Below are 15724 nucleotides of genomic sequence, written 5' to 3'. Positions count from 1 at the left end.
GAACAATGGAAATTCTTGACCAGCTGAAGTTTGACGAAAATGGCCTAATTCCAGCAATTATCCAAGATGCGGAGAACGGGGACGTTCTCATGATGGGCTTCATGGACCGCGAAGCCGTGCAACGCACCATCCGCGATGGAAAGGTTTGCTTTTGGAGCCGCTCACGCCGGAAGCACTGGGTAAAAGGTGAGACATCGGGCCACTTCCAATTTGTAAAAGGAATCTACGTTGACTGCGATATGGACTGCCTATTGATAAAAGTGGATCAAATTGGAGCGACATGTCATGAAGGATATCGGAGTTGCTTCTTTAGAAAGATAACAAAAGAAAATACTCTGAGCGTGATTGCCGAGCGGATTTTCAATCCTGAGGAGGTTTACAAAAAGTGAGAAGAGCTACTCTTCATCTGTTACTTGTTTGCCTAGCTTTTTGCTCGCTCTTCTCTAACGCATGGTGTCAGCCTGAGTATCGCCTGGTAACTATTCTCCACACAAATGATATCCATGACCACCTTATTCCCTTCAGCTACCCAGATGCACTTAAGTCAAGCGCCCCAGTAGCAGAGATGATGGCTACCAAAAATATCGGTGGTTTGGCAAGGATAGCCACCTTAGCCCACCAAATCGAAGCTTCAGTGGGTGGCAATGCAATTTTAGTGGACGCAGGCGATATCTGCGACGGTACGCCATTTGGAATCGAATACAAAGGTGAAGCAGACTTTGCCGCGCTCTCTGCCGCGGGATATGATGTAATGGTTACCGGAAATCACGAATTCGGCCAATCTCTCGAACAATTCAACCGCAATCTAGCGCTGGCTGAGTTCCCTATAGTATGTGCCAATCTTCTAAAGAAAGACTCGTTGGAACCTGCACTTCCCGAATATGTGATTTATGATTTTGACGGGGTGCGAATCGCCTTTCTTGGATTGACAACGCCACAAATTGCTGATTACAAAGCAGTGAAAGAAGGATTTGCAGTAAAGGACCCTTATGAAACAGCAAAGCATCTTGTTCCAAAGCTGAAAAATAAAGCCGATATAGTAGTTGTTCTGAGCCACCTAGGAGAAGCCGAAGATGAAAGATTAGCGAAAATGGTCCCAGAAATTGACGTAATCGTCGGAGGACACTCGCATACGCGATTAGCAACTCCAAAAATCATTAAGCACAACAAACCCGCTGAGGCATTCTCGCTTGGCGGCACCGTCATTGTCCAAGCATACCAATGGGCCGGCGAACTAGGAAGGCTTGATCTCCGACTTAGAAGAAACAGCGGCCCATTTACCCTAATGAGCGTGGACGGCAAGTTGATACCCGTTACCTCCGACATACCAGAAGATCACAAAACTGCCGAAGTTATTCGAAGGTATTATATCCCAATCTCCAAACGATATGACAAAATAATTGGCGAGGTTACCGCAGATATGGTTGATAAAGGAGGGAGCAGCCCAGTTTTAAACTTGGTGTGTGATGCCATACGTGAGGAAACGGGGGCACAGATTTCTATATACGGCGTAGGCGGAGTTCGAGGGAACTTTGCAAAAGGCCCTATCAAAGTTTGGGATGTAGCAACCGTCCTACCGTTCCACAACAAACTTGTGCTTATAGAACTAACCGGAGCGCATCTCAAACAAATAATCGAAAGATTCCCCATCAGTCCGGGAGTTTCTGGCATGCGGTATAAAATTGTCAATCGCAAGATAGTCGAAGCAACTGTTGATGGAAAGCCCCTCGATGAAAACGCAACTTATTCGATTGCAACAATAGACTGGCTTGTTGGGCTCTACTTCTCAGATGTAACGTCAGCAAAATACTTAGACACCCTTTCAGTAGATGCTCTCATAAACTATATACAGAAGCGCAAGGTAATCTCCCCCGTAAATGACGAAAGAAGGCAAGTAGAATGAGTCAACCAGCAGACATAATTTTGACAAACGGCAAGGTATTCACTCTTTCACAAACGGTATGGGCTTCAGCTGTTGCTATTCGAGATGGACGCTTTGTCTACGTTGGCTCAGATGACGAAGTTGAAGATTACATAGGCCCAAACACTGAACAGATAGATTTGGAAGGCCGAACAGTAATTCCAGGACTAATAGATTCTCATGTCCACCTATTATACTACGGCAGAAACAAACTCTTGCGCGCCGACCTAAATGGATGTAAATCGATTAAGGAGATAATCCAACGGCTCCAGGCACATGATGAGAAGCGCCGTGGAGAGTGGATACTTGGCTGGGGATTTGACCAGGAAATACTCGCCGAACGCAGGTTTCCCACTCGCCATGACCTCGACCAATTCAACAAACCGGTGCTCATCTCAAGGCTTTGTGGTCATGCGTGTGTTGTAAATAGCAAAGCGATAGAGCTTGTAGGCCCGGAAAAAATTCCTGATTCAGCAAGGGATACAGGACTCCTCACTGAAGATGATATGAACCCAGTTTGGGAAGCAATGCCCCAGCCGACTTTCAAGGAAATGGTGGAGGCTGCCGAGTTCGCTGCTGCGAAAGCTCTTGCCACTGGATTAACCAGCGTCCATTGTTTAGTTAGCTCCCAAACCGAGCTTGACGCCGTTCGCCACATTAATCGGCAAAGCCAACTGCCTATACGTTTCTATGTCCAACCTGGTTATGAAATGCTTGATTCGCTGCTTGCTGAAGGTCTCAAGACTGGCGATGGAGATGAAATGCTTCGAATGGGCGCAATCAAGATTTTTGCAGATGGCTCGATGGGCGCAAGAACAGCAGCTCTCAAAGAAGATTTCGCCGACGACCCCGGAAATAATGGCATCCTGCTGCATTCGGACGAAGAACTTACAGATATGGTTCGCAAAGTTCACAATTCCGGCTGGCAAGTGGCAATCCATGCAATTGGAGACCGAGCTGTTGAACAAGCCGTTAACGCAATTGAAACCGTTCTCATTGAAACCGGCGAAGACAACCGCACTCGGCGACACCGAATTGAACATGCTTCGCTATTGAATGAGGACCTTGTTTTCCGAATGGCAGACCTCCATATTTTGGCTTCCGTGCAACCTCAATTTATAATAACCGATTTTTGGACAATTAATCGTGTCGGTCGTGAGCGCTACCGATGGGCATATCCATTTCGAACAATGCTTGAGGCTGGGATTCCTCTATCGCTCGGCTCAGATTGCCCTGTTGAAAATCTCGACGTTTTTGAGCTAATCTGTCGAGCAGTTACCCGTGACGAACATTCGCAATCTGAACGCCTAACAGTCGAAGAAACAATTGCATTATATTCCCTCGGCGGAGCATACGCCATGTTTCAAGAAGCAAACCTTGGCTCCATAGAAGTAGGCAAGCTTGCTGATTTCATTGTTCTAAATCAAGACATATTCTCGATACCAGAAAGCGAAATTCCGAACTGCAAAGTAGAGACGGTTTTTGTAGGTGGCAAAAGAAAAATCTAGTCTTGCATTCACAACAAACCTCAATTGCAACTTCGCCTAAATATCTGCCCTCTCTTCGCCGATAATAGTTATGCAGGTATTTCTTAACCCCAGCCAAGGAAGGCAGGGAAGATTCCTCCGGTGAGGTGTTTGGATGGCAAATTCTGAGTTCAGCATCGCACTGCGGAACTACGCCGGCGTCCCCGTCGTAGATCTCGTAGGTGACATCAACAAGCAAACCCTCAGTAAGCTTGAAGACATCTTAAACAAACTTATTCGCGCTGGACATTTCCATGTCATGATAAATCTCAAACGTGCGGTGTGGCAGAATACGAACAGTTTGAGCCCGCTTGCAAAAATGGCCCGAGTGTTCCAAGCGCACTATGGAAATTTAAATCTAATTGCAGAAAACAATCAGATTGATGGCCTGCTTAGAGTGAAGTCAATTGCAAACCTTTTTAGATTCTGCACTTCCGAGGGTCAGGCTCTGACTAGAATAAGAAAAATCCCAGGACCAACAGCAACTGGCGTCAAACCAAGCAGTGCCCGCCTTGCAGAAGTCAAATAAATGTGAGAGTGAAAAGTGACTAGACCTGATACCGAACTAAGAATAGTAAATGTCATTGATCCGATAATGTGCTTACGGTGCAAGCATGCACACATAGCAGATGTACTTTTCACCGACGGATCTACAAAAAAGATGTTTTACTGCTCACGCCTAGATTGCGACAACTGGCAGTGCACTACATCTGATTCTGACGAAGAAAACCAAGAGGAAACTGACAAATAATTATTGATTTGAATTAGTGAACACTTTTAATACAGAGCAAGCAGTACACGCGAGGGCTGCCATTTTTACCATAGGCAGCCCTCGCCTTATAAATAAAAAACTACAATCATCAAATCACGGCTTAGGAAGCGATTATCCTTATTTTAACACGCACAGCGTTCGTGCGGCCAGTCCAAGCATCCAATCCAATCGAACGCCCGGTCAGATATGTTTCATACCACAGATAAACTTCATACTCGCCCGGCTCAGAGAAATCCCATTTTCCACCCCTGAAGCCACTTGCCAAATTAATATTAACACTCCGTGTTGCGCCTGGCTCCAGATAAAAGAAATCGTCTTTCGTATGAGGTGGAAGAATAGTAGCATTACCTTTGAATCGAATCGGCTTCCCCGATTTTAGAATAAAAACTTTTAATGGGAATTGGTTACTCCGAAAGTAGGCGGGATATGGCTCAAGCCAGGCATTTAGCGTCAGCCGCCGCTGACTGTAGTTTGTTAGCCGAATGGTTATACGGATTGGCTGGCTAGCACGAACAGTAAGTGAACTAGGTTCAGCTTGAATCTTGAGAGCTGTGCTTGTGCCAGAACGTTCGCCTAGTCCTTGGTATTCATCAACCCACCGTATATCCTCAGCCTTACTGCCCCCACCCCATCTATCAAGTAGCCAGTTGCCGAACTTGAAGCCGCCAACGCCGACAGCAACAAAGGCAAATATTAGCAGAGCGATTTTTACTGCACGCATCAAAATAATCCGCTGGGCTGAGAATATTTTACAACCCAAATAGGTATTTCTTCACTTTCAAATAGTGAAGATAGTTATCATATGATACATCAGGTGGGCATCTGTGGTCCACGTGTGGAATATATCCACCTGACTCGACGGTTTTCCGAATCCGCTCCAACTCCCGCTCAATCTCTTTCTTTCCTTTTGCAAGCTGAATTTTGTCCACACCTCCGGCAAGAAGCACTCTTTTACCAAATTTCTCGCGGAGCGCGACGGGATCGGAACCGGAATTAATTTCTAAAGGAAACATACAATTTACGCCACCTTCCAGCCAGTGCTCCACCAAAGAGTTAATGTTCCCATCGCAATCTACAATTACAACGTCTACTCCATGCTTCTTCAGCAAATCGGTGATTCGCTTGTACCTAGGCGTCATCCATTCCCTAAACATCCGCGGTGAGATAATCGGCCCATGATTGAATGCCATGTCTTCCCATCCAAGTGCAAAATCTGGCTCCACATATTGTAGCGCATGCTCTAGAAGCGTCGTGACCAAAACTGTTATGTGCTCCATTATGTCCTGGATAAGCCCAGGGTCGTCGTAGCATGCCAGGGATACGCCTTCGAAACCCATCCAGTTGCGAATCCAACCAAAAAGCGAACCTATTCCAATTCCAACTGGAACATTGCTCTCCTTAAAAGATTTCCCAATGCCTTCCCAATCGAATGCATAACGTGCTGGGTCGTTTGGGTCTAAACGGCGCTTTATATCCTTCCAGGATTCCCTATCTTTTATAGGGAACTCAATGTAATGAGGTATACTCGACGAACCATCCTTGTAGACCATGCATTTAATGCCATCACTGCCGCGAACTATTCGATATCTATCAGTCTCCTCCAAGACTAAATGCTCGAAGGGTGGGCGCCAGCTGTAATCCATCGGCACAGAAAGAGTTGGGTCGAAGCCAAAAAAGACGTCCGCAGCCGCGTTTGAATCAACCTCCTTTGGGAGTCCTTCGTCATGCCAGCGCTTAAGAGTTTCATTCCAATATCCAAACTCATGATTTGGCACGCGGTCAACCCCCTGGAAGTGCATTGTGCGTCTAAAACGTTCGCGATGGGTATAACCTCCATCCCTTGATGGAGGGTCGAGTAAACCATACTCCTTTAGCTTCTTGTCCTCTGCCCGCAACTCGCGGATTCTCTCCATTTTATCCATAATTCTCTCCTGCCCCTTACCAAAACGCTTGCTTGTGGAAAGTGAAATCGAATTTTCCTCACTTTCGCCTTCCAGCAAAATGAGTTTTCCAGTATTGCAAAAAGCACAGCGGAATTTCCAGTCTAGAATACACTACAGGTGAAATAGGGTCAAGGCAAGTTATCGTTGACGTAGACATTGGTCTGCTATATACTTACAAAAATCGAGGAGCAAAGATATAAAGGAGTAGCACGATGGCTAAGCAATTGACCGAACGGCAGAAAATCGTCCTAGATTTTTTGACCAAATATGTCCAGAAACACGGATATCCGCCATCCATACGCGAGATTTGTGCAGGAGTCGGCATTAAGAGCCTAAGAGGTGTAACCGTTCATTTAGAGGCTTTAGAACGAAAAGGTTATATAAGGCGAGAACAAACATCTCGAAGCATCACAATCTTACGACAGCCCAAAGTAAAGGAAGAAGATGCATACATTCGCCTGCCTTTGATAGGAGCGATAGCAGCAGGAGAACCATTGCTTGCTGTTGAGAACATCGAAGGGGAGCTGCCAGTTCCGCGGGCGATGCTAAGGAATACTGAAAATGCATTCCTCCTGAGGGTCAAAGGAGACAGCATGATTGAGGAGCATATAATGCCAGGTGACCTAGTAGTTATTCGTCCCCAACAGACTGCCGAAAATGGCGATCTCGTTGCTGTGCTTATCGGCGAAGAGGCAACAGTAAAGCGTTTGCGCTCCGAAAACGGAGAAATTACCCTCCTCCCCGCAAACCCAGCTTATGAGCCAATACCTCTTCGCGGCAAAGATTACAGGATAATTGGCAAAGCCATCGCCTTGCTAAGGAGCTACTAACCCTTTATCGCTTTTACAGCTTCGTCCACGCTTTCAAACAACTTGAATATTGTATCAAGCCGGGTAATGCTCAATATTCGACGGATGTTTTCACCGCACCCCACAAGATTTATGCTTCCGCCAAGTGGCTTGACTTTGCGAACGGCTCCAAGAAGTACTCCAAAGCCGCCGCTGTCCATGTAGCTAACATCCGTAAGATCAATAATAATATCTTTTGCTCCTGAATCTATTATCGAAATGATAGCAGATTTAAAATCAGGCGAGGTGTAAAGGTCTATCTCTCCGGCTACTTTTAATACTGGAACTTCTGATACATTTTCGACGCTGGTTTTTAAATTTGCATTTTTCACTTGAGCCAAATCCATCCCCCCTTATCTCTTTAATTTTTGGCTAGAAAAAGCTTCCTTTTTTACCCATGATGATTAGCACGTCAAAAAGAACTGCGCTAGCCCAGTGGACTAGGAAACACGGTAAAAACGATCTTGACCTGAGGGCAACTACTCCAAGCGCCACCCCGGCAACAAAAGAAGCTGCCACCTCAGGCGCAGGCTTCCCCATATGCATAATACCAAAAGTAGCGGCTTGCACAAACACTGCCCAGAAACCAATAGTCCTAGAAAGGCCGAAAAGCAGAAATCCCCGGAAGAAAAATTCCCAGCAAAATAGATATATCCCATATGCAAGCTCAAAGTAACCAAAATACACTGAATCATAAACCATACGTGGCTGAAGCGGATAGTATGATTGAAATTGATGCATTCTTGACGCAATTATGAGGAAAGGCAATACCGCTACAAAAAGAGTAATCGAATAGCGAATACCACGGCCAATATCTCCGGGCGTAAACCCAAACGAAGATGGCTCTTGGCGCAAAAAGAGCATAACAATCAAAATTGGCACCCAAAACAATGCACCGATATTTGTTATCAGGTACTTTTCGTCTACCGGTGATTGTCTGTTATACCAATATAAAATGCCAATAACCGAAGCGCCAACTATTGCCGTTACTGCAGATGCGAACTTGTCCCGAGCCATTATCCCTCTCGCTCATTAAGTTATACACCATCATAAACGACTATGCAAACGTTTACCAAAACACCCATCAGGATAAAATTACTTGTTAAGGTTTGAATTCCTACTCTTAATAATTCAAATGTGTTGGCAAGTCAAGCTATAAAAAACCGGACTGAAATTTTTTCAGTCCGGCGAAAATTAGCAACATTTCACCCCAAAAAACCTACCACATCTTACTTGCAGGCGCGTTTCAACAGCTATAAAAGCTTCTCAACCTACTTCTTCTCGTCCGTTTCCACCATTGCCGCCCATGGGTATCAAGCCAAGCCCCGCACAGCGGCGCATCGCCTGAACCCTATTTGAAACGTTCAACTTATCGTATATTCGCGCAAGGTGGAAGTCAACAGTTCGCTTGCTACAGCAGAGAATGGCGGCTACTTCTTTACTTGACTTGCCCTCAAGAACGAGTTGCAGAACCTCAATTTCGCGTTTTGTAAGCCCGATTACCGCTTCTTCTTGACAATCCGGCGACCTGTTTTCATTGTCCATTGATGTTTCCTTTCCGTTGGGTAGCAGCTCCCCGCCTCAAATGAGCGCCCTACGCATACTCCACAACTTCCGTTAATTTTTGCGTCTAACTGGTTCTAAATCACGGAAATATCGCCGTTTTGTCGTAAGTATATCACTTCTTGAAAGTTTTGTCAAGCCTCTGACTTACTCTATTCCATAGACTTGTCCGTCAAGCATCTGGGTACTGGGCAAAAAGGCTTACAAAATGCGCTTTTAGGTTAACGAAAACCTTGAAAATGAGAAGCTACTTTACTGACGCCCTGATATTTCTATAAAGCAAATTATGCAATCCTACGCCATTTGAATGACTGACGAACAAGCTCGTCTGCTTCCTCCTGGCTCGAAACCGAGACCACCAAATCAAGGCCTTCAGGGCCGAACTCTTCGACAAGAGCCTGTGCCTCTGACGGTGTGACGCCTAGAAGCATGAGCGACTTCCCAGCTTTACGTATGCGGTGATAGAGAGGATACCAAACAGGGTCTCCACATCCTGGCTGTCCCGCCCCTGGCGTCCACTGGATTGCCTCTAGCTCCTTTATTGCAAGCAAGGGGCCTTCATGCTGAAGTGCACATGGACCATCCCAATGATAAACCGTGTGGTCGAGCTGGCGGCATTGTTCGCATAAATAAGGGGCAACAAACTCTTCAAACATTTTTGCAGAAATCATCGCACTGAAATCACACTGAAGTTTAGCAATCCGCCCTTTGCCATAAATCCGAAATGCAGAGAAACACGAACCGCCAATTTCGTCTTTAATAATTTCATAAAGTCTTCTGTGGTACTCAATATAAAGTGGGAGAATTGCACGTTGGAACTCATGAATCTTCTCTGGACAATCAACCAAAGCTGTGAGTAGCTCGCGAGTGCCAATTAGCGAAGCAATCGTATCTAAATTCTCAATCAAATCCGGAAAAGATACCAGCGCACGCCCCTCAAGCCTCTTCACGCCTTCCTGAGCTATTCTGAGGCTAGCCTGCCAGTATGGATTATTCTCATTGAAAGTCGGAACTGTAGCAGTGGTGACATCATCAATGCACTTGTGATACCACACCGTGCGGTCGGTAAATACGGGCTTCGCGCCAAGGTAGAGAGATAGCGTCCCCGGGCCAATATGAGTATCTAAATAAGGAAAAGCATCCCCGGCAAAATAGGTTCGACTCAACTCCCATTCAAAAAGACGAATTCGATAATCAGGGTTAAGCCATTTTTCCTCCTGGCTAGAATATGTGGGCATAGGTTCATTCGGCGCATCTTTTTTTGGAGCAATTACCTGAAGCAACGGGCGGTCAACTACCTCGCCATGCCACCACGCCTCAAACCGCTCTCTAGATTTCTCCCAATTCTCCAATCCAAGAAGCCCCACGATTCTCTCCTAGAATAAGTTCTCAAAGAAAGCATACGATGAGGATTAAATAGATTCCTGCAGGGTTTGCAATTAAGATGCAATTGAGGTTATGGGTTTTGATTGCCGAGGTTTGTGTTATGCCAGAGCTGGCATTCCTTGGATTCGAGCATTGAAAAGACAGGTTCATGACCTTCTTTAACACATGAATAAGCATACAAATACATTCCAGATGACCATGCTTGGTATGCCGCTCCTCTTGGTTCGCCAGTAATGCCATGAAGCCATTCGTTGAACTCCCACTCTTGTTCGCGGCCTAGTTTGTTTGCCACCGCCAACCGAACAAGCGTTTCTTTAGCTCGCTCCATATGTCCTGCCCGAACAAGAGCGGCAACGTAAAGTCCACCAACCCAAGGCCATATGCCCCCATTATGATACTGATTCGGCTTATTCAGCTCGTGCTCGGTTATATAATAATCGCGCCAATCTTTATCTCCTGGCTTAATTGGAGGATGAATTGCTCTAACCGGATAAGGCTCATCCAGTCGGCGCTTGAACAAGTAATTGAGGATGCTTTCAGTCTGCTCAGGATCTGCAAGGCCAAATGCTATGGCAAATGCGTTTGCTGTAGTATCAAACCACTCTCCGCGTTCTTGTTTCCATGACCAAGGAAGAAAATAACCTTTCTCATCATTCCAAAGAAACCCATTTATTGCTTCACGAACAAGATGCGCTTTCTTAATATCGCGCCTCAACTCCAGGACCGCAAACCACAGAACGTTCGTATAGAGAACATGCCCACGATTGGCAGTGATATCCATCCAGTCGGTTGCCTCTTGCTGTTCAATTAAACCTTCCTCGTGAGCATCCTGATACTCCAGCCACACCAGCGCGCGCTCTGCCGCCTGGTGGAATTCCGAGAATTCGGTTCCAAGAAGTCGCTCCGCATAAGCAAGTGTTAGGATAAACCAGAGTGAAGCATCGGCTGCCCCAAAAGCCACAAGCCTTGGACGCGACGGGATAAATGTATCCACGCAATTAGGTATCTGGCCGCTTGTTGACTGCCTATCCATTAGGGTATCCATAGTCTTCAACCATTGACGAAGAAACCGCTCCTCACCTGAAACCAGCCCTCCAAGAGAAGCGATTAGGGCATCGCGAGCATAAACGGCATTGTAGTATGTGGGAGAAGCAAAAATCCCATTTGGCGTTGAACACTTGTCAAGTACAATTTTCGCCTTGGCAAATGCTTCCTCAACTAAAACTTCAGCATTCTCGACCTGCATAGCGTCTGATTTTGCCATTTAGAAACACCCGCCTTATGCACCCATGACCCGAGGTTACATTTCATTAAAAATTGGTATAGCAAAGTCGCAATAACCACTTTAAAGTACGTCTCCGCCCAATAATCCCGTAATAGCAGGAAACGCATTTTGTCTTTTCCAATTGCTGAGAGCTGGTGTCAAAGAACAATTATATAAATCATGCGGCCATTGGCAGGGAAAGCTTTGTGCTGACCAACTCTAATATTCGCCTTGCAACATCCCGATAATCAAAGTTTTTCTCCACATGCTTCCTAGCAGTTGCACCCATCTCCCCGCGCAAATTATCATCGGCTAAGAGGCGTAAGGCATATTTTGCCAAATCTTCCACATCTGCACGCACTGCGATCAGTTTGGGCTTTGCGAACTTAATGACTCGCTGCTCTGGAAAACCTTCTTTGGGGCCAACCTCCCCTTCTGTAATTGAAACCCATTCTCCCACTTTAGCCATAAAGCCGGTCTCGCCATGGATTACTGTTTCTTTTATGCCCATTGCGTTCACGCTCAACACAGGTTTTCCGCACGCTTGGGCCTCTACATGTGGCATGCCAAAGCCTTCCTGGCGGCTTGGACCGGCATAGATATCACAAGCATTATAAAGATAGGGCATGAATTCGCGAGACAAAACACCATCAACATACAGAACTTTATGTCTTATACCAAGTTCTTCTGCAAGAGCTAGGTCAATCTTGGTCTGTCTTTCTGTGCGCTCCTGGGACCAAACTTTGCAGACATATCGCCAATTTGGATATTCATTATCAATCTTGGCAAGTGCTCTCATCATCTCCTGACTCCCTTTACTTGCCCCATCACCACCAATTGTAAGTATCAGCTTCTCATCATCCCTGACCCCTAGAACCTCCCGAACTGCCTTCACATATTTATCCTCCTTTGGAAGGGGCCGGAATGAGTCTATGTCACAGCCAATTGGTTGAACAACCATGCGCTCAGGTGAAACACCGTCTCTCGTATAGGTTTCGGCTACCCATTTGCTTGTAGTAAGTATTAGGGGTAAAGCATTCAGCACATCCTGATAGTTGGCAACCCACCCATCTGCTACAAGCCATGGAACTGCTTGTATGCCAAATCTTTGCGGATGCATCACAAGCTCAGGCAATTGTCCCCACCAGCCAACGCCTATAACCACATCTGGCTTATAGCATTTGTAGAGCCACTCCTTTTGCAGAGAGCCGGATCTCGGCGCTGGCATACAATCCGCGCCTAGTTCGCGAAGACCGCGGTAAAGCAAATCCCCTTGCGTAGCGAGTCCAGCCGGAGGCGGTGGGTACTCATAGAGCAATAGGATTTTCATTAGCTCCCTCTCGGCAATATCTAAATGCTTCTATGGGCCCAGCGGCTTCAAACTCGAAACTTCCCGCGCCAAAGCCGTAAATATCGTGAATAATGCGACGTTTTGTAGCATGCTCTGCCTCGGTAAGATGCACAATAATTGGCGCCAACATATCAGGGCAGCCATTAATGTATGCAAAACATGTAAGAATCCCTTTGAGCTCGCCTTTAGTCACCATGTTGCTTACAGCGCAATGAGTTTGCTCATGGCGAGGATGACGCTCATATTCGCCATTCTCGCCATGTGTAAAAATTAAATCGTAAACTTCGGAAGCAAAACTCCTAATACGAACTTTTATTTCAAGCAAATCCGGCGATAGCTCTGCCAGTACTGGGCTATCGTCGAGATTGGATATCCCGGCTCTTGCACCAAATTCCCGCGCCGCATGCCAAAAATGAGGTTCACGGTCGGGATCACCAGCCCGGCACAAGCTAAGAATGTGCCACTCCCAGTCACGATGTCTCAATATTGTACCGCCCATCCATATAGCCTCATCATCAGGATGAGCAACGACAACTAAGCATTTCACTTTGCCGCTTTTTTCTATTTATAAGCTTGATGCAAGGTATTCTTACCCAATTTTCAATGCTTATCGAGACAGCACGAAGACGTTTGGACCTAGGATACGTAACACTGTTGGAACGCAGTTATCATTCGGGAGGATTTTCACCACTGTCGTTTAATGAAAGTATGAACAATTTACTAGCTTAATCGTCTACAAAGGCTGGTAAAAATTCAAGAAAGAGGAGGAGGAAAGCTTGAGGAAATCCCGTTTTGTGCTTCTTATCTTGTTGCTTGTCGCTTTGTGCTTGCCTGGGTTCTGCTTTAACCCAGCAACCCCACCAAGCCATAGAAATGCAATTCTGTTCTCATGGGACGGCGTGCAGAGAGACCACTTAAATGAGTGTCTTTCTCGAAATGAACTGCCAAACCTCGCCAAACTGATCTCCGAGGGTAATATGGTCAAAATTGACATCAGTGGCCATAATACCGACACCAAGGCAGGCCATACACAGATGCTTACCGGTTATGATCCAGATGTCACAGGCGTAATGAGCAACTCCAAGTTCAAAGCCATACCTGCAGGCTTATCTATATTTGAACGCCTGGAAAAGCAGTTTGGTGACGACAACATCGCTACTATTATGGTAACAGGCAAGACTCATCATATCGGTTCATGCCCTCCATCCACTCCCGAGCAAATTGCACAAGCAAAGGCTCAACTTGAAAAAATTAAAGCTCGGAACAAGCCCAACAACAAGACCGGTATAGCCGATCCCGATGCCGCAGCCCAAGCACAACAGAAGAGAAAAGCCCAAGTACAGAGATTAAACGCGATAATTCAAAATACCGATGGCGAGCCATTTTTCCATGTCAGCAAAAATATAGATGTCTGGGATGGCGAGAAAAGCCGAACGTGCGAAGTAAATGGTCCCCTAATGATTAACTACCTAGACAAATATGGAAAAGGCAGATTCTTTGCTTTTTATCACTTCAGTGATCCTGATCATACTGGCCACAATCACGGTGAGAATTCGAAGGAGCACAATGACGCGATAATCGCTTGCGATAAGTGGTTGGGTGAGATTGTAAAAAAACTAAAAGACCTTGGCGTTTACGACAAGACTATGATTTTTGTAACTGCTGACCATGGGTTCGACGAAGGCAAGACGAGCCACAGCAATGCTCCTTATGTTTTTCTCACGGCGAACTTGAAATCCCTAAAAAGGGATGGCCATCAGCGCGACATTGCACCAACTATTTTGAGCGAAATGGGTGTTGATATTTCAAAACTCGAGCCCAAGTTTAAGGGAGTAGTGCTGACTAAATAATAACCAAAATTGCAAATGATATCTCATTCAACCATTTTCTAGATATCATAAAATCGCAAAAGCCCCGATTGTTTCGGGGCTTTTTATTTTTAAAGACTTCCCCTTCACAACTTATCTAAACACTGACCTTCTACGCTACATGTATCGCTTCAAAACACGACTGATGCCTCGTTGTTCTTTTAACCATCTTAGGGAGCCATGTTCTATATCTCGTGTAAGAAGGGTATAAAAATGAACAGCTTGATGGTGAATCTTGGATTGCGTAGTATTACTAATTTTAGTTCTCATCGGACCAAAACCGGCAAATGGGAAAGATATTGACATAAAATTGTTCGCAAAGTAGATTTTGCAAAAAGCAAACAGCAGGAGGCAAGAATATGGAATTCTTCGTTGCAGTAAAAGAAAGAAAGTCCGTACGCAAGTTCGAAACTCGTGAAGTGGAGGATGACAAGTTAAATCTAATCTTAGAAACTATCAACCTTGCCCCATCTGCAGGCAATCTTCAGGCGTATGAAGTAGTGTTGGTAAAAGAAGCACAACGACGAGCAGAACTGGCTCAAGCGGCATTTGGGCAAGAATTTTTAGCACAGGCGCCACTAACATTAGTTTTCTGCGCAAATCCAATGCAATCAGCAAGCAAGTACGGAAAGCGCGGGGCGGAACTTTACTCCATCCAAGATGCTACAATAGCAGCAGCATATTGCCAGCTAGCTGCGACTGCCCTGGGACTAGCTACTGTATGGGTGGGGGCATTCGACCCGAAAGCGGTTTCGCAAGCTATCAAAGCCCCACCATCTATCATACCAGTCGCAATGATTCCTATAGGTTATGCTGCCGAGGAACCTCAGCGGCCGCCTAGACGCTCCCTGGAAGATTTGGTTCATAAAGAAACACTCTGAGCAATATCAGAATAGATTTTTAACACCAAAGTAAAGCGTCATGCCGCTGAAGTCAATATCGGCTACTTTGCCGGCTTTCATATATCTAAGCTCAGCAAAAAAGCTTTCGCTGAATTCGTATCCTAATATGCCGTTAATGGCAAATGAGGTTTTTTTCTCGTCGGCAGGCACGAATGGAGGATGAACAGGGTATTCTTTTATATCTAAAAAACTAATTCCAACCCCTGCGCCAAAGTAAAACGGCTTTGAGGAGGATGTTCCGGTTCGCCAAAGCCTTGTATATGTTATGGGCATTATACTCGCCGTCAGTGCATAATCGTCTTGCGCCGTTCGGTCCAGAGTTATATATGTCACCGGCTTAGACATTTCATCGAAAGCAAGCACATAATCAATGCCAAAGG

Annotated in this window: 18 protein-coding genes; 8 read left to right on the top strand and 10 right to left on the bottom strand. The window is 45.7% G+C overall.

What is annotated here, in order from left to right; genetic code table 11:
• Positions 1 to 5: 5 nt before the first annotated feature.
• The 5 genes from hisI to QHH26_13015 all read left to right on the top strand — a co-directional run bounded on the left by hisI (position 6) and on the right by QHH26_13015 (position 4198).
• The gene (gene hisI, locus QHH26_13035; GenBank protein MDH7482881.1) at positions 6 to 389 is read left to right on the top strand and encodes a phosphoribosyl-AMP cyclohydrolase; all 384 of its coding nucleotides are present in this window, start codon (positions 6 to 8) and stop codon (positions 387 to 389) included.
• Positions 386 to 1903 (top strand): bifunctional UDP-sugar hydrolase/5'-nucleotidase, encoded by a 1518-nt coding sequence (locus QHH26_13030; protein ID MDH7482880.1) that lies wholly within the window; start codon positions 386 to 388, stop codon positions 1901 to 1903. The genes hisI and QHH26_13030 overlap by 4 nt, the downstream gene beginning before the upstream one ends.
• Entirely contained in the window at positions 1900 to 3429 is a 1530-nt protein-coding gene (locus tag QHH26_13025) for an amidohydrolase (GenBank protein ID MDH7482879.1), read from the top strand. The genes QHH26_13030 and QHH26_13025 overlap by 4 nt, the downstream gene beginning before the upstream one ends.
• Positions 3430 to 3562: 133 nt before the next feature.
• Complete coding sequence (locus tag QHH26_13020; GenBank protein ID MDH7482878.1) at positions 3563 to 3976, top strand: hypothetical protein; 414 nt, start codon at positions 3563 to 3565, stop codon at positions 3974 to 3976.
• 15 nt (positions 3977 to 3991) lie between these two features.
• Complete coding sequence (locus tag QHH26_13015) at positions 3992 to 4198, top strand: hypothetical protein (protein ID MDH7482877.1); 207 nt, start codon at positions 3992 to 3994, stop codon at positions 4196 to 4198.
• 121 nt (positions 4199 to 4319) lie between these two features.
• On the opposite strand, the gene QHH26_13010 is transcribed toward QHH26_13015, so the two are convergent.
• Entirely contained in the window at positions 4320 to 4940 is a 621-nt protein-coding gene (locus QHH26_13010) for a hypothetical protein (protein MDH7482876.1), read from the bottom strand.
• A 28-nt stretch (positions 4941 to 4968) separates the two neighbouring features.
• Entirely contained in the window at positions 4969 to 6141 is a 1173-nt protein-coding gene (locus tag QHH26_13005; protein ID MDH7482875.1) for a uroporphyrinogen decarboxylase family protein, read from the bottom strand.
• Between the two features lie 233 nt (positions 6142 to 6374).
• On the opposite strand from QHH26_13005, the gene lexA reads away from it, so the two are divergent.
• Positions 6375 to 6992 (top strand): transcriptional repressor LexA, encoded by a 618-nt coding sequence (gene lexA / locus QHH26_13000; GenBank protein MDH7482874.1) that lies wholly within the window; start codon positions 6375 to 6377, stop codon positions 6990 to 6992.
• Here lexA and QHH26_12995 read toward each other — a convergent pair.
• The 7 genes from QHH26_12995 to QHH26_12965 all read right to left on the bottom strand — a co-directional run bounded on the left by QHH26_12995 (position 6989) and on the right by QHH26_12965 (position 13121).
• Positions 6989 to 7342 carry an STAS domain-containing protein gene (locus QHH26_12995; protein ID MDH7482873.1) on the bottom strand — a complete coding sequence of 118 codons (354 nt, stop codon included), beginning with the start codon at positions 7340 to 7342 and terminating at the stop codon, positions 6989 to 6991. The genes lexA and QHH26_12995 overlap by 4 nt on opposite strands.
• Positions 7343 to 7382: 40 nt before the next feature.
• Positions 7383 to 8027 carry a CPBP family intramembrane metalloprotease gene (locus tag QHH26_12990; protein MDH7482872.1) on the bottom strand — a complete coding sequence of 215 codons (645 nt, stop codon included), beginning with the start codon at positions 8025 to 8027 and terminating at the stop codon, positions 7383 to 7385.
• 249 nt (positions 8028 to 8276) lie between these two features.
• Positions 8277 to 8555 carry a helix-turn-helix transcriptional regulator gene (locus QHH26_12985; GenBank protein MDH7482871.1) on the bottom strand — a complete coding sequence of 93 codons (279 nt, stop codon included), beginning with the start codon at positions 8553 to 8555 and terminating at the stop codon, positions 8277 to 8279.
• A gap of 302 nt (positions 8556 to 8857) precedes the next feature.
• Complete coding sequence (locus QHH26_12980) at positions 8858 to 9940, bottom strand: hypothetical protein (GenBank protein ID MDH7482870.1); 1083 nt, start codon at positions 9938 to 9940, stop codon at positions 8858 to 8860.
• 89 nt (positions 9941 to 10029) lie between these two features.
• Complete coding sequence (locus tag QHH26_12975) at positions 10030 to 11223, bottom strand: amylo-alpha-1,6-glucosidase (protein ID MDH7482869.1); 1194 nt, start codon at positions 11221 to 11223, stop codon at positions 10030 to 10032.
• A gap of 178 nt (positions 11224 to 11401) precedes the next feature.
• Positions 11402 to 12553: a glycosyltransferase family 4 protein gene (locus QHH26_12970; GenBank protein MDH7482868.1), complete on the bottom strand. Its 1152-nt coding sequence runs from the start codon at positions 12551 to 12553 to the stop codon at positions 11402 to 11404.
• Positions 12531 to 13121 carry a PIG-L family deacetylase gene (locus QHH26_12965; GenBank protein MDH7482867.1) on the bottom strand — a complete coding sequence of 197 codons (591 nt, stop codon included), beginning with the start codon at positions 13119 to 13121 and terminating at the stop codon, positions 12531 to 12533. Before QHH26_12965 ends, QHH26_12970 begins: the two co-directional genes overlap by 23 nt.
• Before the next feature lie 229 nt (positions 13122 to 13350).
• Here QHH26_12965 and QHH26_12960 point away from each other — a divergent pair, with 229 nt between their 5' ends.
• Both QHH26_12960 and QHH26_12955 read left to right on the top strand, forming a co-directional pair.
• Complete coding sequence (locus tag QHH26_12960; protein ID MDH7482866.1) at positions 13351 to 14424, top strand: alkaline phosphatase family protein; 1074 nt, start codon at positions 13351 to 13353, stop codon at positions 14422 to 14424.
• 377 nt (positions 14425 to 14801) lie between these two features.
• Complete coding sequence (locus QHH26_12955; GenBank protein MDH7482865.1) at positions 14802 to 15323, top strand: nitroreductase family protein; 522 nt, start codon at positions 14802 to 14804, stop codon at positions 15321 to 15323.
• A gap of 6 nt (positions 15324 to 15329) precedes the next feature.
• Here the strand turns inward: QHH26_12955 and QHH26_12950 are convergent.
• Positions 15330 to 15724: hypothetical protein (locus QHH26_12950; GenBank protein MDH7482864.1), on the bottom strand; the 395-nt coding region annotated here is incomplete at its 5' end.

It is taken from the genome of Armatimonadota bacterium (genome assembly GCA_029907255.1).
Classification (GTDB): domain Bacteria; phylum Armatimonadota; class UBA5829; order DTJY01; family DTJY01; genus JAIMAU01.
This window is presented reverse-complemented; position numbering and strand designations above follow the sequence as displayed.